This is a genomic window from Sorangium sp. So ce381 (genome assembly GCF_051473845.1).
Taxonomy (GTDB): Bacteria; Myxococcota_A; Polyangia; order Polyangiales; family Polyangiaceae; genus Sorangium; species Sorangium atrum.
Genome location: NZ_CP150336.1, coordinates 5,023,274 through 5,042,054, shown reverse-complemented (window position 1 = coordinate 5,042,054; position 18,781 = coordinate 5,023,274). Strand labels below are relative to the sequence as shown.

The 18,781-nt window shown below is 71.6% G+C and carries 17 protein-coding genes; 6 read left to right on the top strand and 11 right to left on the bottom strand.

The window, feature by feature from the left end:
* Nucleotides 1–113 precede the first annotated feature (113 nt).
* From WMF29_RS18925 to WMF29_RS18895, 7 genes are all read right to left on the bottom strand, one after another.
* A complete protein-coding gene (locus tag WMF29_RS18925; protein ID WP_437330181.1) occupies nt 114–1,601 on the bottom strand; it encodes a hypothetical protein in 1,488 nt (495 codons plus the stop codon).
* Nucleotides 1,602–1,726: 125 nt separating this feature from the next.
* Nucleotides 1,727–2,743, bottom strand: coding sequence for an ABC transporter ATP-binding protein (locus tag WMF29_RS18920; RefSeq protein WP_437330180.1), 1,017 nt, complete (start codon nt 2,741–2,743; stop codon nt 1,727–1,729).
* Nucleotides 2,740–3,753, bottom strand: coding sequence for an ABC transporter ATP-binding protein (locus tag WMF29_RS18915; protein ID WP_437330179.1), 1,014 nt, complete (start codon nt 3,751–3,753; stop codon nt 2,740–2,742). Before WMF29_RS18915 ends, WMF29_RS18920 begins: the two co-directional genes overlap by 4 nt.
* A 50-nt stretch (nt 3,754–3,803) precedes the next feature.
* Nucleotides 3,804–4,856, bottom strand: a complete 1,053-nt coding sequence (locus WMF29_RS18910; RefSeq protein ID WP_272098964.1) for an ABC transporter permease — start codon at nt 4,854–4,856, stop codon at nt 3,804–3,806.
* Between the two features lie 2 nt (nt 4,857–4,858).
* Nucleotides 4,859–5,779 carry an ABC transporter permease gene (locus WMF29_RS18905; RefSeq protein ID WP_272098962.1) on the bottom strand — a complete coding sequence of 307 codons (921 nt, stop codon included), beginning with the start codon at nt 5,777–5,779 and terminating at the stop codon, nt 4,859–4,861.
* A 263-nt stretch (nt 5,780–6,042) separates the two neighbouring features.
* Nucleotides 6,043–6,402 (bottom strand): glutaredoxin domain-containing protein, encoded by a 360-nt coding sequence (locus tag WMF29_RS18900; protein ID WP_437330178.1) that lies wholly within the window; start codon nt 6,400–6,402, stop codon nt 6,043–6,045.
* A gap of 200 nt (nt 6,403–6,602) precedes the next feature.
* A complete protein-coding gene (locus tag WMF29_RS18895) occupies nt 6,603–7,571 on the bottom strand; it encodes a quinone oxidoreductase family protein (RefSeq protein ID WP_437331140.1) in 969 nt (322 codons plus the stop codon).
* A 120-nt stretch (nt 7,572–7,691) separates the two neighbouring features.
* On the opposite strand from WMF29_RS18895, the gene WMF29_RS18890 reads away from it, so the two are divergent.
* Nucleotides 7,692–9,203 carry a GH1 family beta-glucosidase gene (locus tag WMF29_RS18890; protein ID WP_272098956.1) on the top strand — a complete coding sequence of 504 codons (1,512 nt, stop codon included), beginning with the start codon at nt 7,692–7,694 and terminating at the stop codon, nt 9,201–9,203.
* A gap of 207 nt (nt 9,204–9,410) precedes the next feature.
* Nucleotides 9,411–10,907, top strand: coding sequence for a hypothetical protein (locus WMF29_RS18885; RefSeq protein ID WP_437330177.1), 1,497 nt, complete (start codon nt 9,411–9,413; stop codon nt 10,905–10,907).
* 124 nt (nt 10,908–11,031) lie between these two features.
* Here WMF29_RS18885 and WMF29_RS18880 read toward each other — a convergent pair whose 3' ends face one another.
* Nucleotides 11,032–11,865: a class I SAM-dependent methyltransferase gene (locus WMF29_RS18880; RefSeq protein WP_437330176.1), complete on the bottom strand. Its 834-nt coding sequence runs from the start codon at nt 11,863–11,865 to the stop codon at nt 11,032–11,034.
* Nucleotides 11,866–12,198: 333 nt separating this feature from the next.
* On the opposite strand from WMF29_RS18880, the gene WMF29_RS18875 reads away from it, so the two are divergent.
* A complete protein-coding gene (locus WMF29_RS18875) occupies nt 12,199–12,573 on the top strand; it encodes a hypothetical protein (protein ID WP_437330175.1) in 375 nt (124 codons plus the stop codon).
* 62 nt (nt 12,574–12,635) lie between these two features.
* On the opposite strand, the gene WMF29_RS18870 is transcribed toward WMF29_RS18875, so the two are convergent.
* Nucleotides 12,636–13,379 carry a fibro-slime domain-containing protein gene (locus WMF29_RS18870; protein ID WP_437330174.1) on the bottom strand — a complete coding sequence of 248 codons (744 nt, stop codon included), beginning with the start codon at nt 13,377–13,379 and terminating at the stop codon, nt 12,636–12,638.
* A gap of 10 nt (nt 13,380–13,389) precedes the next feature.
* Between WMF29_RS18870 and WMF29_RS18865 the strand changes: the two genes are divergently transcribed.
* Nucleotides 13,390–13,587 (top strand): hypothetical protein, encoded by a 198-nt coding sequence (locus tag WMF29_RS18865; protein WP_437330173.1) that lies wholly within the window; start codon nt 13,390–13,392, stop codon nt 13,585–13,587.
* Nucleotides 13,588–13,838: 251 nt separating this feature from the next.
* Here the strand turns inward: WMF29_RS18865 and WMF29_RS18860 are convergent, their stop codons facing one another.
* The gene (locus WMF29_RS18860; RefSeq protein WP_437330172.1) at nt 13,839–14,555 is read right to left on the bottom strand and encodes an SDR family oxidoreductase; all 717 of its coding nucleotides are present in this window, start codon (nt 14,553–14,555) and stop codon (nt 13,839–13,841) included.
* 61 nt (nt 14,556–14,616) lie between these two features.
* Between WMF29_RS18860 and WMF29_RS18855 the strand changes: the two genes are divergently transcribed.
* Nucleotides 14,617–15,504 (top strand): LysR family transcriptional regulator, encoded by an 888-nt coding sequence (locus WMF29_RS18855; RefSeq protein ID WP_437330171.1) that lies wholly within the window; start codon nt 14,617–14,619, stop codon nt 15,502–15,504.
* Nucleotides 15,505–15,531: 27 nt separating this feature from the next.
* On the opposite strand, the gene WMF29_RS18850 is transcribed toward WMF29_RS18855, so the two are convergent.
* Nucleotides 15,532–17,925, bottom strand: a complete 2,394-nt coding sequence (locus WMF29_RS18850; protein WP_437330170.1) for a glycoside hydrolase family 31 protein — start codon at nt 17,923–17,925, stop codon at nt 15,532–15,534.
* A gap of 253 nt (nt 17,926–18,178) precedes the next feature.
* On the opposite strand from WMF29_RS18850, the gene WMF29_RS18845 reads away from it, so the two are divergent.
* Nucleotides 18,179–18,772 carry an esterase/lipase family protein gene (locus WMF29_RS18845; protein ID WP_437330169.1) on the top strand — a complete coding sequence of 198 codons (594 nt, stop codon included), beginning with the start codon at nt 18,179–18,181 and terminating at the stop codon, nt 18,770–18,772.
* Nucleotides 18,773–18,781 lie beyond the last annotated feature (9 nt).

The window sequence follows — 18,781 nt, the reverse complement described above, 5'->3', positions numbered from 1 at the left end:
AGCTTACCCTCCGCCGCGCCGCCGGTCACCCGTGCGACGCGGCCGCTCGCCGACAAAGGGATCGCCAGGCGCCCCGCCAACGGATGAGCCGCACGGCGCGCCCCGGCCGAGCGTCACTTCGCCTGGGGATCGGCGCGCGGCAGACCTCGCTCATCGAACAGGAGAGCGATGTCGACGTGGAACTGCGCCCTGCGAGAGGACGGCGGCGCCTGATGGGAGCTCGGCGGCGCTTGATGGGAGCTCGGCGGCGCGCGGTGGGAGCTCGGCGGCGCGCGGTGGGAGCTCGGCGGCGCGCGATGGGAGCTCGGCGACGGCGCGGAGTGACCGCGGTGCGCCTCACCGTTCTGCGAGCCCATCGCGAGCACATCGCGCTGCGGGGATGCCGCGCCTGGCTGCGGGCCGATGTTCTCCTCCCACGGCTGCAGGTCGCGCTGCTCCCACGGCTGCAGGTCGCGCTGCTCCCACGGCTGCAGGTCGCGCTGCTCCCACGGCTGCGCGGCAGGCGACGGAGGCACCTGCCGCGGAAGCGCATGCGCCGCCGGCGTATCCCGGCGTGGAGCCACCCCGGCCTGCTGCCGCGAGCTCGGAACGGCCTGTTGCGACAGCGGCGCGGACGTCTCCCGCCGTGCAGACGCCGCGGCCGGCGCCTCCCGACGCGCGTACGCCCCGGCCTGCTGCGAGCCCACCACCGGTGTATCCCGCCGCGCGTAGGCCTCGGCCGGATGCGAGCCTGCCAGCGGCGTATCCCGCCGCACGTAGGCTCCAGCCGCCGGCGATGCCTGCGGCGCATCCCTCCGCGCGTGGGTGCCCCCCCTCGCGGAGGGCGGCGCCGACGCGTCCCTGCGCGCAACCACCGGGCCGGCGGCCGGCGGCGGCGGGAGCGGCGTCGGAGCGGGCAGCTCACGGCGCGCGCGCGACGAGGGCGGCCCCACCATGACCCCCAGGCGCTCCGAGCGCGGCACGGGCGCCTCGCGCGCGCGGTACGCGGCCTCCCCCGGCGCCTCCGCGCGTGAGCGCTCCGGCCGCTGCGCAGCCACGGCAGCCGCCACGCGCTCGCGGTACGCGAGCTCCTGCGCGCCTGCGCTGCGCGGCTCCTGCGCGCCCGCGCTGCGCGGCCCGGAGCGCGGCAGCGGCGTCGCCTCGGGGTCGCGCCGCGACGACGGGGCCGCCTTCATCACCCCGATGGTCATGCGCTCCGAGCGCGGCACCGACGCGCCCTCGTCCGCAGGCATCATCGAGTAGCGACCGGGCGTCTGCTGCCGCGAGCGCTGCTTGCGGCTCTCGCGCGCCGCCGTGGCCAGCATCGCCCCGAGCTCGTCCTCCACCATCGCCTCGTCGACCCGCACGAGCGTGCTGACCACGTCGCGCGCGATCTCCTCGAACGCCTCGGGAGCGAGCGCGTAAGTCGACGACGTGACCACGATGACCACCGGACGACGCTCTTCCGCGAGCGCGGCGGCCATCGATACCGGGCACGCTTTGATGATGATCCCCACATCCATCGCCGCCGTCTGGCAGCGCTGGAGCAACGCCTGATCGCCGCCGATGAGGAGGGCCGTCGGGATCTGGGCGCGAAGCGTGGCGTCGGAGATTCGCGGCATCGGTCCAGGGATCCTAACCCCCCTGCCGCACGCAGAGGTCAGGAAAATCCTGTCATCGGACATTCCACGTCATGTCTGGACAACGAGCTCAGCCGATGTGGGGTATTGCGCGCCGCCGGATCACATCACGGATGCGTAGGTGCCGTGGGCAACTCGGTGAGATGGCACGCGGCCCAGTGCCCGGGGCGACGCTCCTCCAGCGGAGGGGCCTCGGCGCTGCACCGGTCCATCGTATAGGGACAGCGTGTGTGGAAATGGCACCCCGACGGCGGGTTCAGCGGACTGGGCACTTCGCCGACGAGGGGCAGCCGGCGGCGTGTGCGCTCCACGTCGGGATCCGGGATCGGGATCGCCGAAAGCAGGGTCTGCGTGTACGGATGTTGCGGTGAACGGAAGAGCTCGTCTGGACGAGCGCGCTCGACGATCCGGCCGAGGTACATCACCGCGATCTCGCTTGACAGGTGGCGGACCACGGCGAGGTCGTGCGCGACGAACACGTACGTGAGCGAGAGCTCGCGCTGGAGCGACGCGAGCAGGTTGACGATCTGGGCCTGGATGCTCACGTCGAGCGCGCTGACCGGCTCGTCCGCGATCACGAGCTTCGGCTTCAGGGCGAGCGCGCGGGCGATGCCGATCCTCTGCCGCTGGCCGCCGGAGAACTCGTGCGGATAACGCCGCATGTACGAGGGCGATAGCCCGACGAGCTCCATGAGGCGCGCCACCTCGCGGAGCGCCTCGTCGCGCGACGAGACGAGGCCGTGGGTGGAGAGCGGCTCGGCGATGAGGTCGTGGACCGTCATGCGCGGGTTCAGGCTCGCGTACGGGTCCTGGAAGATCATCTGCATCTCGCGGCGCGCCTTCCGCAGGGCGCGCGGATCGAGCGTCAGGATCTCCCGGCCGTCGATCTTCACGCTCCCCGACGTGGGCGGGACGAGGCGGAGGATGCCCCGGCCGGTCGTCGACTTGCCGCAGCCGGACTCGCCGACGAGCCCGAGCGTCGCGCCCCGCTCCACGTCGAACGAGACGCCGTCGACCGCGCGCACCGTGCCGACCTGCCGCTGGAGCAGGCCGCGGCGCACCGGGAAGTGGACCTTGAGATCGCGCACCGAGAGCAGCGGCGGGGGTGTTGCGGCGGTGGTCATGGCGCTCGTCCTGCGACGTCCTCGACGTGGCACCGCACGACGTGCAGCGCCTTCCTGTTGCCCTCGCCCGAGACGACGCGCGGCGGCGGCGCCTCCTCCCGGCACGCCGCGATCGCGTGCGCGCAGCGCGGGTGGAACGGGCAGCCCGGCGGCAGGCGCGCGAGCGAGGGCGGCATCCCGGGGATGGGCACGAGGTCCGCGCCGCGCGCGTCGTCGAGCCGCGGGATCGAGCGCGACAGGCCGATCGTGTACGGGTGCCGGGCCGCGTGGAAGATGGCGCCGACGGGGCCCTCCTCGACGATGCGCCCGGCGTACATGACCGCGACGCGATCGGCCATCTTCGCCACGACGCCGAGGTCGTGCGTGATGAGGAGGACGGCCGCGCCGAGCGCCTCCTTCCGCTCGCCGATCAGGTCCAGGATCTGCGCCTGGATCGTGACGTCGAGCGCCGTCGTCGGCTCGTCGGCGATCAGCAGATCCGGGTCGCACAGCAGCGCCATCGCGATCATCACGCGCTGCCGCATCCCGCCCGAGAGCTGGTGCGGGTAGTCGTCGATCCGCGACGCCGCCGCGGGGATCCCGACCGCCTGCAGCATCTCGACGCTGCGCCGGCGCGCCTCGGCGCGGCCCATGCCGCGGTGGAGCTCCAGCACCTCGATGAGCTGCTCGCTCACCCGGAGATAGGGGTTCAGCGACGTCATCGGGTCCTGGAAGATCATCGCGATCCGGTCGCCGCGGACGCGCTCCATCCGCGCCTCGCTCGCCTCCACGAGGTCCTCGACGACGCCGCCCTCGGACTCGAGCAGGATCTGGCCGCCGACGATCCTGCCCGGCGGGTCGGGGATGAGCCGCAGGAGCGAGAGGCTTGTCACGCTCTTGCCCGAGCCGGACTCGCCGACGATGCCGAGGACCTCGCCGCGATCGAGGCTGAAGGAGATGCCATCGACCGCGCGGACCACCCCCTCCTCGGTGAAGAAGTGGGTCTTCAGGTTCTTGACCTCGATCAGCATGGCAGCATGGTCCGTGCCGGCGCGCGTCCCGGGAGGGGCGCGCCGCCCTTTCAGTCCTTTCGGATGCGAGGATCCAGGGCGTCGCGGAGCCCGTCACCGAGGAAATTGAAGCAGATCAGCGTGAGCGCGAGCATCAGCGCCGGGAAGATGAGCTGCCAGGGGAAGAGGTCCATCGCGTCGGCGCCCGTGGACGCGAGCAGGCCCCAGCTCGACAGCGGCTCCTGCGTGCCGAGGCCGAGGAAGCTGAGGAACGCCTCGGTCATCATCACCTCGGGGATGGTGAGCGTCGTGTAGACGATGATCGGGCCGACCGCGTTCGGAACGAGGTGCCGGAAGATCAGCGCGGCGTGCCCGACGCCGATCGAGCGCGCCGACTCGATGAACGGCTGGCCGCGCAGCGCGATGACCTGGCCGCGGACGATGCGGGCCATCGTGAGCCAGGAGATGCCGCCGAGGGCCGCGAAGACGACGACGATCTGGAAGACGGGGAAGTAGCTCGGGTCCGACGGCTCCTTCACGAAGAGGCCGAGCGCGACCTTCCAGGCGCGGTAGAGGACCGTCTGGTCGTTCGCGAAGAAGACCATGAGCAGGATGACGAGGATCAGGAACGGGAACGTGTAGAGCACGTCCACGATGCGCATCATGATCGCGTCGACCTTGCCGCCGAAGTAGCCGGCTACCCCGCCCCAGCTCACGCCGATGACGAAGCTCACGAGCGTCGCCACGATGCCGACCGCGAACGAGATGCGCCCGCCGAAGAAGACGCGGGCCATCAGGTCGCGGCCGAAGTAGTCGGTGCCCATCCAGTGGGCGAGCGACGGGGGCTGCGCGCCGAGCTTGAGATCCGCCTTGTCGTACCGGTAGCTCGACAGCTCGGGGACGAGGATGCAGGCGAGGATCATCGCGATGAGCACGACGCCGCAGGCGACCGCGGCGCGGTTCTTCCGGAGCCTCCGCCACGCGTCGCGACCGAGGCTCGAGCCCTGCTCCAGCGCGTCGAGCCGCAGCGGGCCGGCAGGGCTTGGCGCCGCGCCGCCCGCGCCGCCGGGGACAGCGGGCGGATCGCCGGGGGCGGCGGGCTGCGGGAGGGCGGCGTGGAGCATGGTCAGCGCAGCTCCACGCGCGGGTCGATGAAGGCGTATGCCACGTCGACGATCGCGTTGAAGAGCATGAGCAGGAAGCCGTAAACGAGCATGACCCCCATCACGAGGTTGTAGTCGCGGTTCGTGGCCGCCTCGACGAAATAGCGGCCCATGCCGGGGATGTTGAAGATCTTCTCCACGACGAGGGAGCCGACGAGCAGGCCGCTGAAGCCGGGGCCGAGGAAGCTCACGACCGGGAGCAGCCCGCCCCGGAGCGCGTGCTTCAGGACGACCTTGCGCTCGGAGAGCCCCTTGGCGCGCGCGGTGCGGATGAAATCCGAGCGGATCACCTCGAGCATCCCGCCGCGCGTCAGCCGGGCGATGTAGGCCGCGACCGGGAGCCCGGCGCAGATGACCGGCAGCACCATGTGCCGCCACGTCTCCCAGCGCGCCACAGGGAACCAGTAGAGCTTGAGCGAGAAGACGAGCATGAGCAGCGGGGCCAGCACGTACCGCGGCACGCTGAGGCCGACCATGGCGACCCCCATGGCCGCCGTGTCCTTCCAGGTGTTCTGGCGGATCGCGCCGACGATGCCGAGCGGGATGCCCATCGCGAGCGCGAAGAGCATCGCCCAGAAGCCGAGCTGCATCGATACGGGCAGGCTGAGGGCGATGATCTCGTTGACGGTGCGGTTCGGGTACTTGAACGTCGGGCCCAGATCGCCTCTGGTGACGAGCGCAAGCAGCCAGTCGCCATACTGCTTCAGCACCGGATCGTTCAGGTGGTACTTGGCGTCGAGCTGCCGCTGGACCTCGACGGGCACGGCCCGCTCCTGGTCGAACGGGCCGCCCGGAACGATGCGCACCAGGATGAACACGAGGGTGGCGACGAGGAAGAGCGTGGGAATGATGGAGAGCAGCCGCTTGATGGCGTAGGTGCTCACGGCGCGCCGCCTCCCGGCCGTCGAGCCGCGCCGTTCACCTCGTCATCCCGCCGCCTTCCGTGGATCCCGAGCGATGTCACGAGGTGCCTCCGTGCTGCCTTCCTTCAGCGCGGCGACCGCCGCGAGGGCGCGCCGCGCCTTCCCGCATATCACGGAACCGCCGGTCGACCGCGGCGTTTCGCGCGGCGCGACGTGACGTGTGGAGCGCCGCGGCCGAGGCGGCCTGCGCGCTGTGCCCGGCGTTCACCCGCGCCAGATCACGGCTACCCCTTGAGCTTGCCCTCGTCGCGGAGCTTCACGAGCTCCGCGTAGCCGCCTTCGAGGACGCCGCCGACGAACACCATGGGGAACGTCGGAAAGCCGGCCCAGAGCTTGATGGCGAGCCGCTCCTTCCACCTGGAGAGGTAACTGCCGTACTCCAAATAGGTATATTTCACGCCCTCTCCGTCGAGCAGCTGGCGCGCCTTCTTCACGAAGGGATTCTGGGCCATCCCGACGACGACCACCCGGTCGCGGCTCACCGTCGCCGCGACCTCGTCGATGATGGACCGATGAAAGCCGGCGAGCTGCGATTTCACCGTGTCCGAGACATTCTCGGGAGCAAGCGTGGGACGTTCGGCCATGGAATGAGCACCTCCGCGCCGGCAGCGTACCGGCCCGAAGACGACACGGTCAACGGCCGGATCGCCTAGACACGGCTCGAGTACAGCGCAGGTCTGCACGCCTGAGAGAGGACCCTGGAGACACGGAGCGCCCGCAGCGGGGCTGCACTCCCCAGCTCCTCCGCGCCTCGGATCGAACTTCCGCGCGACGGTTCCGTCCGCTACGGGATGAGCAGCACCTTCCCCGTCGTCGCCCGCCCGGCGAGCGCGCGGTGCGCATCCGCCGCCTCGGCGAGGGGGTATGTGGCGCCGATCGAGATCGCGAGCTCGCCGCGCGCGATCGCGCCGAGCACGTCGGTGGCGCGCTCGAGCAGCTCCTCGCGCGTCGCTGTGTAGTGGCCGAGGCTCGGCCGCGTGAGGTAGAGCGACCCCTTCTGGTTCAGGATCTGCGGGTCGAACGAGGCCACAGGCCCGCTCGACTGGCCGAAGAGCACCATCGTGCCGCGCGGGCGGAGCGCGCCCAGGCCCTTCGCGAACGTGTCGCTCCCGACGCCGTCGTAGACGACGTGCACGCCGGCGCCGCCCGTCAGCCGGCGCGCCTCGGCCTCGAAATCGGCCTTCGTGTACAGGATCACCTCGTCGGCGCCCGCGTCTCGCGCGAGGCGCGCCTTCTCCTCGGTCGAGACGGTGCCGATCACGCGCGCGCCGAGCCGCTTCGCCATCTGGCACAGGAGGAGGCCGACCCCGCCCGCGGCCGCGTGGATGAGGCACGTGTGGCCGGGGCCGAGCGGGAACGTGGAGCGCACGAGGTACTGCGCCGTGATGCCCTGGAGCATCGCGGCCGCGGCGCGCCTCGCGCCGACGCCCGCGGGCACGGGGACGAGCTTCGCCGCCGGGATCCGGACGTGCGTCGCGTACGAGCCGGGGCCGCCGGTCCACGCGACCTCGTCCCCTACCCTCACCTCGGTGACGGACGGCCCCACCGCCTCGACGCGCCCCGCGCCCTCGAGGCCGAGCGGGATGGGCGGCTCCAGCTTGTACTGGCCGCTCCGCTGGTAGATGTCGATGAAGTTCACCCCCGCGGCCTCGACGCGGACCACGGCTTCCCCCGGGCCCGGCGTGGGCGTCGGGAGCTCCTCCAGCGTCATCACCTCGGGGCCGCCAGCGGCTTTCGGTCGGATCGCGAGCATGCTGCCCATGTTGTCGAGCCGCGCTGGGCCGTCAAGCGACCGGCGCGATCATCGACGCGCATCGAAGCCGACGCGCATCGAACCCATTGATGTCCCGCGCACGCCGTGGATGATGCCCCCATGGCCCTCCATCCTTCCGAGTCGCTCTCCGCGAGCAACGCCTCTCCCGCCTCGCCGTCCTCCGCGCCCCCGCCTGTGACCGCCGCCTCGGCTGGCCTGGGCCGAGCAGACGCGACGGCCGCGCCGTTTCCCGCGGACTTCCTGTGGGGCACGGCCACCGCGGCCTACCAGATCGAAGGCGCCGCGAGCGAGGACGGCCGGACGCCCTCCGTGTGGGACGTCTTCTCGAAGACCCCCGGGAAGGTCTTCGAAGGGCACACAGGAGACGTCGCGTGCGACCACTACCACCGCTACAAGGAGGATGTCGGGCTCCTCTCGGAGCTCGGGGTCAAGAGCTACCGCTTCAGCGTCTCGTGGACGCGGATCCTCCCGGACGGCACGGGCAAGGTCAACCCGAAGGGGCTCGACTTCTACGATCGCCTCGTCGACGAGCTCCTCCGCGCCGGCATCGTGCCCATGTGCACGCTGTTCCACTGGGACTTCCCCCAGGCGCTCCAGGATCGCGGCGGGTTCCTCCAGCGCGACGTCGCCGACTGGTTCGCGGACTACACGACCGTCGTCGCCCGGCGGCTCGGCGATCGCGTGCCCTGGTGGGTGACGCAGAACGAGCCGCAGGCGTTCATCGGCAACGCGCTCCTCAACGGCGTCTTCGCCCCCGGGCTCAAGCTCCCCTACCGGGAGTACCTGACCGCCGCCCACAACCAGATGCGGGCGCACGGCAAGCAGGTCGACGCCCTGCGCGCCGCGACCAAGGCCGCGAAGATCGGCTACGTGCTCGCGACCCAGGTGCAGCGCCCGGCGACCGAGGATCCGGGAGACATCGAGGCGGCGCGCGAGGCGATCTTCTCGGTCTACGACAGGAACCCGTGGAACAACGCCTGGTGGATCTGTCCGGTGCTCGAGGGGCGGTATCCGGAGAGCGGCCTCCGGCTCTTCGGCGACGACATGCCCGAGTTCCCCGCCAGCGACTTCGACCAGATCAAGCGGCCGATCGACTACCTCGGGCTCAACATGTACTCGGCGGGCACGTGGCGGCAGGGCAAGGACGGCAGGCCGGAGCGCGTCGTCTCCCCGCCGGGCTACCCGCGCGGGACGCTCGACTGGCTGCAGATCGTCCCCAGCACGCTCTACTGGGGATCGAGGTACTTCTGGGAGCGGTACAAGCTGCCCATCGGGATCACCGAGCACGGCCTGGCGACGCGGGACCAGGTCTTCCTCGACGGCAAGGTGCACGACCCGAAGCGCATCGACGTCATGCACCGGTACCTGCTCGGCCTGGCGCGGGCCGTCCAGGAGGGCGTTCCGGTCGTCGGGTACTGGGCGTGGTCGCTGCTCGACAACTTCGAGTGGGCCGAGGGCTATAAAGATCGCTTCGGGCTCGTCTACGTCGATTACGCGACGCAGCGGCGGATCCCGAAGGACTCGTTCTCCTGGTACCGAGAGGTCATCGCGAGCGGCGGACGCTCGCTCCTCGGGCCGACCGCCGTCGCGTGGGACAACGTGACCGGCTGATCCCGGCGGCCCGCGGCCCGGCTCCATCCCGGGCCGCGCGGCCCGCCGCCGCGCTGCGCCGCGGCCCGTCGCGCCTCCGGCCCAAAGCGCGTCCCGAGGGCGCACCGGCGTCGATATCTGGCTTTCCCGGGCGCATCATCCGTGCCCTCCTTGCACGATGATATCGTCGCGGCGAGGGAGGCAGGGATGAACAGAACCGCGTCTTATTTGAGGCATCTTTCTCTCGCGGCTGTGCTGGCCACGCTCGGATGCAGCATCAGGGTCAGCGTCGACGATGGGGAAGAGACGTCTGGGAGCGGCCCGGAGACAGGGGAAGGCGGCGCCAGCAGCAGCATCAGCGCGAGCAGCAGCATCAGCGCCAGCAGCAGCAGCGCCAGCGTCGGGGTCGGCGGCAGCGCTCCCGCGTGCGAGGCGGGCTGCCTGGCGCTCGATTTCGCCCGCCAGTTCGACAACGTCGAGCCGTACGCCCTCGCGGTCGACGCTGACGGCAACATCCTTGTGACGGGGGGCTTCGATGGCACCGTCGACTTCGGGGGCGGTCCTCTCGTTGGCACGGGCAACATCGACGCGTTCGTCCTCAAGCTCGATCCGCTCGGCAACCACCTCTGGAGCCGGCGGTTCGGCGATCTCTCCTCGGTGATCGAGACCCAGGTCGGGTTGGCCATCGCGGCCGACGCGTCGGGGAATATCGCGGTCGGGGGCCGATTCGGCGGAACGACGGATCTCGGCGGCGGCCCCGTGACGAATGAGGGGGGATCGAGCGGCTTCGTCGTCGTGCTCGACGCCTCAGGACAGCACGTCTGGAGCAAGCACTTCGGAGAGGTGTCCGTGGCGGTCCGCAGCGTCGGCTTCCATCCGGCGGGCGGCGTCGTCGTCGCCGGTGACTACTGGCGAACCATGGATCTCGGCGGCGGGCCCTTGCCCGACGCGACACTGACGCTGAGCGCCTTCGTCGCCAGGCTCGATGCATCGGGCGGCCACCTCTGGAGCAAGGGCTTCGGCGAGCCGGGAGGCGCAAGCGCCGAGACCCTCGCCCTGGACGCGGCGGGGAATGTCGCCGTCGGGGGGAGCTTCCAGGACTCCATCGACTTCGGCGGCGGCCCGCTCCATGTCGCAGGGCCCTCGGGGGAGTACGGGCCGTCCGACATCTTCGTCGCCTCGCTCGATCCAGACGGCGAGCACCGATGGAGCCAGAGGCTCGGCGGCATCGATGGTGACGATCACCTCGCAACGGTCCTGGACGGGGCAGGCGGCGTGGTCACGCTCGGCTCCTTCTTCACGACGTTCTCGGCCGGCGACGCCACGCTGACGGGCGACGGGAACAGCGTGTCCCTCACCAGGCTCACCGCCGGCGGCTCCGCGCTGTTCGCCAGGACCTCCGCGAGAGCGCAAGCGCTCGCCGCCGACGCCGCCGGCAACACCTGGCTCACCGGCACCTTCCTCGAGGGAACGGACCTCGGTTGCGGTACGATGCCCACGAATTTCTTGGGCATCTTCGTCGCTGGGCTCGACCCGCGCGGCGAGGACTTCTGCAACGTCGCGTTCGAACCGTCCGAGTACGGAGGACTGTCCCAGATTGCCGTCGGCCCGAACGGAGCCCTGGTCGCCGTCGGGAAGCTCAAGGGTACGATCGATTTCGGCGCCGGACCGATCTCGAGCCCCGAAGCGACGGAATCGATGATCGTCGTGAAGCTCACCCGGTGATCACGCCCGGCTCGGCGCCGGGGATATGGTCCCTTCTCCATGGACAGCCGCGCGGCCCGTCAGGCGGCGCGTCGAGAAGGAACGCAGCGCGCCCCGACAGGCCAGGTCGCGCTGCATTCCATGGTCAGCCGGGTTTGCGGCCGATCGCGACGTTCGCCGTCACCGGGACACGCACGGCGCCGCCTGGTTCGGCGAAGGGCTCGATGACGGCGCGCAGCGGGCCGCGTAGCCGAGCGCGCCCATCGCCGTCCAGCGCGACGTAGAGGGGCATGAAGCGCAGGATCTCGTCGAGATCCGCCATGAGCTGGTCCACCGAAGCTCCGCCCCATGCGCCCTCGACCGCGTGCACGGCGACCTCGCCGCACCCGGCCCCGAGCATCTCGGCCTTCAGGCCCTCCGGCGAGCACAGCACCGTCATGCCCTGGGGCGGCGGGTGGATCGGCGCGTCCGGGAAGGTGCGGCGATAGGCCTGCAGGAAGAGCGGCCCCGGGCCTGCCCCCTCCGGGCTCGACCAGGTCGCCACGATGATCCGGCCCCCGGGCCGGGTCGCGCGGACGAGCTCGGCCATGCCGCGGCGCCAGTCGGGAAACATCATGACGCCGAAGACGGAGCAGCTCACGTCGAAGGTCCCGTCCTCGACCTCCAGCGCCTGCCCGTCCATCACCCGCGCCTCGCTGCCTGCGAAGGGCTGCAATCGCTCGCGCAGGCGCGCCGCCATGCCGCGCGAGATGTCTGTCGCGAGCACGCGCGCGCCCGCCTCGGCCGCGGCCAAGGTCAGGGCGCCCGTCCCTGCGGCGACGTCGAGCACGCGCACGCCGTGCCCGATCCCGCCCGCAAGCGACAGCGCCGCACGCGCGAAGCCCGCCGTCAGCGGCTCGGCCCAGCGCTCGTAGCTGGCCGCCAGGGCGGTCCAGCGCGCTTCATCGCTGAAGTTGAGTGGTTCAACGCGGTTGGTCATCGGCCAATCCTCTTGTCATCGATCATGGGAGACGAGCCTGTCACCGCCCGAGGAGCGCGTCACTGGCGGCGCTTTCGGTGGATCTGGCCTCTTTTTCGATCGCCGCACCTCCCCCGCGGCCAGGCCACGGCGAGGGCGGCGCGCTCCGCAGGATTGTCGCTGGCTCCCTTTCGTGCTCCCCTGGTGATCGCGGAGGAGCCCCGTGACATCGGTCGCTCCCTCGCCGGTGCGACGCGCAGCTCGGGGGCCTCCCCCACGCTCCGCCGACCGCCGGCCCGTCAACGCAGTCGTGTGGAGGCTCCCATGTCGATCGCTGGTCCCCTCTTAGGAATCGTGATCACCCTCGTCGTGCTGGGCGTCATGGCCGTGGTGTTCGTCACCGTCTTTCTGCCCATGATGAAGAACGCGAACAAGATGCTCGCGGGCGCGAACGAGATGATCCAGGCGCAGACGGCGGCGGCCAACCTCCGCATGACGGGCCTGCCCGCGCAGGCCCGCGTGCTCATCGTCCAGCCCACCGGCACGATGATCAACTACCAGCCGCAGTGCCGTGTCGACCTCGAGGTGTATCGCCCGAACGCGCCCCCGTACCGCGCGGCCATCCTCGCGGTCATCCATCAGATGGCGATCCCGCGCGTGCAGCCGGGCCTGGTCGTGCCGGTCAAGATCGACGCCGCCAACCCCAACAACATCGCGCTCGACGTCTGAATCCGCGTGGCGGGGGAATCGGGCTCAGGCCTGCGGGAGGGCGCGGCGCGAGCCCGGATGCCTCACAGGGGGATGTCGACGGGCACGAAGCAGGAGATGTTGGTCTCGATGCGGAAGTTCGATCCGTCGGTGTGGCGCTCCGCGTGGAAGATGTCCATCGCGTAGCTGTTGCCCGGGAAGATGCCGAGATCCTGGGCCTGAGCATCGAAGTCGATGACGCTCTCCGCGGGCCCGTGCATGCTGCCGAGGTCGAGCGCGAGCTTGCCGTTGATGAAGATCCAGATGTCGTCGTCGCCCCGGAAGGTGAACTTCTGACCGGCGACGTATCCGAACATCAGGTGGATCTCGGTGGTGAAGAGGAAGTTCTGTCTCTTGCCGTTGTTGGGCGGGGTGATCCCGAACCCCTCCTCCGGCGCCAGCGGGAAGAAATCCGCGCTGTCGAACACGTACTGCCCCGATCCGGGCGGCGACTCGTCGAGCGCGAGCTCCTTGGGGAACGTCATGTTCACGCCCGGCACGTCCCGGTACCACTGGTTGAAGCTCTCCTCGCTCGTGATGGTCTTCTGGTTGCCGACCCCATCCCTGCAGCCGAGCGGGGCCGGCAGCTGCGCGAAGCAGCCTATCGAGTCGCGGAACACCGGCTTCCGATCGCCGTCGAGCATCGGCTCGATGAGCTGGCGACGGGGTTCGTCGCCCCTGAAGCTGGCCATCTCGAAGTCGGGGTGCGTCTCCTTGAAGTCGCGATAGGTGACGTCGAGGACGCTCTTGCAATCGCCACCGCCGCCGCCACCGCCGCCGGTGGTCACGTTGCCCCCCGTGATGGTCCCGAAGTCGTCGCCGGTCGAGCTGCTAACGCCGCTCGTCGGCGTCCCGCTGCTGCTCGCGGGCGTCCCGCTGCTGCCGCCGGATCCGGAGGTGGGGCCGCTGCTCTCGTCGGGCGCCGAAGAGCACGCCAGGGCTGCGGCTGCGAACGTCAGAAGAAAGAAAGAACGAGGGTACATGGTGCACTCCTAGGGAGCAGTAGCACAACCACATTTCGCGGCTTTTGTCAACCACGTCTCATGGCGATCGCGTGGTGAAGCGTTGCGGCAAGCGCTGCGGCAAGCTCGTGGAACATGCCTTGTTCGATGGAACAGGCGGTGGCCATGGCTCTTCCACGCACGTCCCGCGCCTCCCGCGCTTTTCGTGCTTCCCGCGCCTCCCGCGCTTGCCTTCCCCGGTTTCGCACGTATCGAATCCTGCCGCCTCCCTGGGCGGGCGCACGCTCAGACGAGGCGGTGTCCCCCGTCGACGCGCAGCACCTCGCCGGTGGTGAACCCGTTCCCCATGAGGAAGAGCGCGGCGTGGGCGATGTCCGCGGGCGCGCCGACACGGCCGACGGGGAGGCGGCGCGCGTGCTGCTCGAAGCGCTCCTGCTTGGCGCCGCCCGCGAGGGAGTCCCAGACCGGCGTGTCGACCCAGCCCGGCGACAGCGCGTTCACGCGCACCGGCGCGAGCTCCACGGCCAGGGCGCGCGCGAGCGCCATGAGCGCCCCGTTCACCGCGGCCACGACCGCCCCGCTGGGCCCCGGCCGCTCCGCCGCGATCCCGGCCGTGAACGTGAGCGAGCCGCCCGGCTCGATCCGCGCGTGCTTGGCGACGTGGAGGGCCGCCACGAGCTTCGCGTCGATCACGCGGCGCGCCGCGGCGATGTCCAGCGCGCGAATCGGCTGATAATGCCCCTCCACCGCCGTCACCACCACATGGCGCGCCGGCGGATGCTCGTCGAACAGACTCTGCATCTCGGCCTCCTGCGTCGCGTCGGCCGCGAAGGTGCGCACCCGGCGTGGCTCGCCGAGCTCGGCCGCGGCGCGCGCGAGGCGCTCGCGCGAGCGGCTCACGAGCGTCAGCGACGCGCCGCGCTCGAGGCAGGCCCTGGCCACGCCGAGGCCGATGCCCGACGAGCCGCCGATGACGACCACATGCTGATCTTCAAGGTTCATGAGGGAGGGGTAGCGCGCGCGCCTGCGGCGAACCATGGGATGCTGTGGCATGCTCCATCCCATGAGCGGGATGATCTCCCTCGAGGACATGCGGCTCTTCGCGGCCGTCGCTCACCACCTGAGCTTCGTGGAGGCCGCGCGGCGCACGGGGGTGCCCACGAGCACCGTGAGCCGCCGGGTAGCGCAGCTGGAGGAGGCGCTCGGGGTGCGGCTGCTCCAGCGCACCTCCCGCCGCGTCGGCCTCACCGGCGAGGGCGCGCGGCTGATCGAGCGCGCCGGGCCCCTGCTCGACGAGCTCGGCTCGGTGCTCGACAGGGCCGCGGATCGAGAGGACGAGCCCGCGGGCAGGCTCCGGGTGACGGCGCCCGTGATGACGGGCGCGCAGCGGATCGCGCCGGCGCTTTTCTCCTTCGCCGCCCGGCACCCGCGCCTGTCGCTGGAGCTCACGCTCACGAACGCGGTCGTCCCCCTTGTCGAGGAGGGCATCGACCTCGCCTTCCGCGCCGGGCCCGTTCAGGACGCCGACCTCGTGGCGCGGCGGATGTGGTCGCTCCCGTACGCGCTGGCCGCGTCGCCGCGCCTCGTGCAGGACGCGCTCGAGGGCCGTTCGCGGCTCGCGCGCGCGTCGCTCGGGTCCGTGCCCGCGGTCCTGAGCCACCCGGGCGCCGCATGGCGCCTTCGCCGGCGGGACGGCTCCATCGAGGAGGTCCGGCCGCGCGCGAAGCTCTGCGTGAACGACCCGCGGGTGGCGATCACGGCCGCGGCGCAGGGCCTCGGCGTGGTCTGCGCCCCCCGCGAGGTGATCGAGCAGCAGGGCAAGGCGCTCGTCGAGCTCACGGTCACGGGGCGCACGATCGAGCCCCGCGAGCTCTTCGCTGTGTACCCGTCACGGCGGTTGCTCTCCACGCGGGTGCGGCTGGCGATCGACTGGGTGATGAAGCACCGCTGACCGCCCCGGCGCGCGGCGCTGCCGCGATCAGGGCACCTGGAGCTCGATCCGCTGCCAGTCGGCCGCGACCTCGATCTCGACGCCCCCGTCGATCGCTCGGTGCGACCTGGCCCCGACAACGGAGCGCGGCGCCGGCACGCCGTGGACGCGGATCACCTCCACCTCGCGCGCCAGCGGCAGATCGCCCGTCGCGCTGCGCTCGAGCGCGAACGTGGCGCCGTCGAGGCCGCCCTCGATCCGCGTGACGCGCGACGCGCCGTGGCCGTCGCCCTCGTCCTCGACCAGGCGGCCGCTCACGCGCTCCGCCGCGTGGACGTGCCACGTGATCTCCTCCCAGCTGGCGCTCGTCGTGTGCATCCGAGGCGCGGTGAGCGCCACCGCGCCTCCGGCGCGCAGCCACACGGGGACCACGCCGAGCGGCGCATCGGCGATCACGTGGCGCCCGCCCCGATCCACGCTCCCCGCGCGCTCCAGGTTCGCGAAATCCATCCATGCGCCGGCGGGCAGGTACGCCAGCCGCTTCGACTGCCCTGGCCGCACCACGGGCGCCACGAGCAGATCGCCGCCGAACAGGAGCTGATCGGAGGCGTGGAGCGCCTCGGGGTCGTCCGGCGCCGCGAAGGACAGCGGCCGCAGGATGGGTATCCCCGTCTCCGCCGCCTCGTGCATGAGCGTGTACAGGGTCGGCAGGAGCCGGTAGCGCCGCTCGAGCGCCGCGCGCGCGAGGCCGAGGTACGGCTCGCCGAAGCGCCAGGGCTCCTGCGCCGGCCTGCCCCTCGCCGCGTGGTTGCGCATCAGCGGATAGAACAGCCCCGCCTGCATCCAGCGCACGAGCAGCTCGCCGTTCGCGCGCCCCGTGAAGCCCGGGATGTCCGCGCCCACGAACGGCACGCCCGAGAGGCCGAGGCCGATCAGCATCGGGATGGACGCCTCCAGGTGCGTGAAGTTGCTGGCGAAGTCGCCCGTCCACACAGCGGCGTAGCGCTGGATGCCGGCGAAGGCGGCGCGCGTCAGCACGAAGGGGCGCCGCTCCGGCGCGTGGCGCGCGAGGCCCTCGTGGGCGGCCCGCGACATGCCGAGTCCATAGACGTTGTGGACCTCGAGGTGGCGCCGGGCGCCGTGGCGCGCGTCGTCGGGGAGCGTGCTGCCCTCGATGGGTCCGAGGCCCGCGGTGCGCCCGCCGCTCGGCGCCGGCAGGCCCCTGTCGGGGCGGACGGAGAAGCACGCAGGCTCGTTCATGTCGTTCCAGATGCCGGCGATGCCCGCGTCGACGAAGGGCTTTTGCAGATCGCCCCACCAGCGCTGCACCTCCTCGCGCGTGAGATCCGGGAAGACCGCCGGGTCGGGCCAGACCTCTCCCACGAGGGGGCCGCCGCGAGGCAGCCGGACGAGGTAGTCTCGCGCTCTCGCCTCCTCGTAGACGGCATATCCCTCGTCGGCCTTGATCCCCGGGTCGACGATCGTCACCAGCCTGACGCCCTCGGCCGCGAGCTCGCGCGCGAGCCGCGCCGGGTCGGGGAAGCGCGAGCGGTCCCAGGTCCAGACCCGATAAGCATCCATGTAATCGATATCGAGGTGGACAACGTCGAGCGGGAGGCCGCGCGATCGGTAGCCGCGGACGACGCCGCGCACGTCGTCCTCGGTCTCGTAGCCCCAGCGCGACTGGTGCGCCCCGAGGCTCCAGAGGGGCGGCATGGCCGGGCGCCCGGTGAGCGCGGCGTAGCGCCGCAGGACGTCGGCCGGGTGCGGGCCGGCCAGGAGGTAGACATCGAGCTCGGGGCCGCGCGACTCCCATTCGATGCGGGTCGGGTCGTCGAGGGCGATATCGACCTCCGAGCGCCACGGCTCGTCGAGGAAGAGGCCCCAGGCCACGCCGCCGCGCAGGGCGATGAAGAAGGGAATGGAGGCGTAGAGCGGGTCGGACTCCACGTGCGGCGGGAAAGCATCGGTGTTCCAGAAGGTGAATCGCAGGCCGCGCTTGTCGAGCGGGCCGACCTTCTCGCCGAACCCCAGGTAGGCCTCGCCGGGCGGCGCCGCGAGCGAGATCCGGGAGCGGAGCTCGTCCACGGGGAACGCCGGCCGCACCTCTCCGGAGACCCCCTCGCACCGCGCCTGAATGCGGCCCTGTCCGTCTCCGAAGGTCCATGTGCCCGAGGCGAGCGATACCTCGAGAGAGGCGCCGTCGGCGCGCACGTGGAGCGCGTCGCCTTCGCGGCGGGCGGAGAGCGGCAACGCGCCTTCGGCCACCACAGCGAAGGAGCGCTTGGGAGGCAGCTCGGGGTGCGTGAAGCTCGTCGCGGCGGACGAGGGGGCGTGGCGCACACGCAGGACGCCGGGGCCTGGACAGCGGATCTCGATCGCGGCGCGGGCGCCGGAGAGGAGCACGTGAGTCGCGCCGATCGAGGCGTCGGTGAGGTGCATGGCGCGAATCTACCCGGGCCTGGCCGTCCTCGCCACGATCGCCCGTGAACCGACGAGATGCCGTCTCGGTGGGTCCTTCCCTTGTTGACCTGGCCCCCGCCGAAGCAGGCGAATCGGCTGGCGCCGCGAAGGGCGTCCCGGGTCTGGATCCTGTCATTTCGACGCGCGCCGCCCGCAGGCTACGCCGAGTTACGCGCGCTTCTGCGGTCGCGCGGCCTTGACGGCGCCCGCCCGCGCCGTACTCCTCGACGACATGAGCAAGCCGCCCGTCCTGCTGGTGCACGGCATCTGGGATTCGGCGGCGCGCATCGACTGCCTGCGCGCCGGGCTCGCGGCCCGAGGCGTCGACCGCGCCCGCGCCTTCGATCTGGTCCCCAACGACGGCCGTGCGTCCATCGAGCGCCTCGCCGCCCAGCTCGACGCCGCCGTGGAGTCCACGCTCGCCGGGGCACCCGGCGGCGCGGTGGACGTGGTCGGCTTCAGCATGGGCGCCCTGGTGAGCCGTTATTACATCCAGCGCGGCCGCGGCCGCGCGCGCGTCCGGCGCTTCGTCTCCATCTCGGGCCCGCACCGCGGCACGCTCAACGCCATGTGGCTGCCCCACGAGGGCGTGCAGCAGATGCGCCCGGGCAGCCCTCTCCTGCGCGACCTCGCCGCGGACCCGGATCCCTGGGGCCCGGTCGAGGTGCACGTGCTCTACACGCCTTTCGACGTGATGATCGTCCCCGCCCGCTCCAGCGAGCTCCCCGGCGCCCGCACCACGCGCGTCGTGCCGGTCGCGCTGCACCGGTGGATGCTCTCGGACCGGCGGGTGCTCGACTCGGTGGCGGAGCTGCTGGAGCGCTGAGCGCCCGGC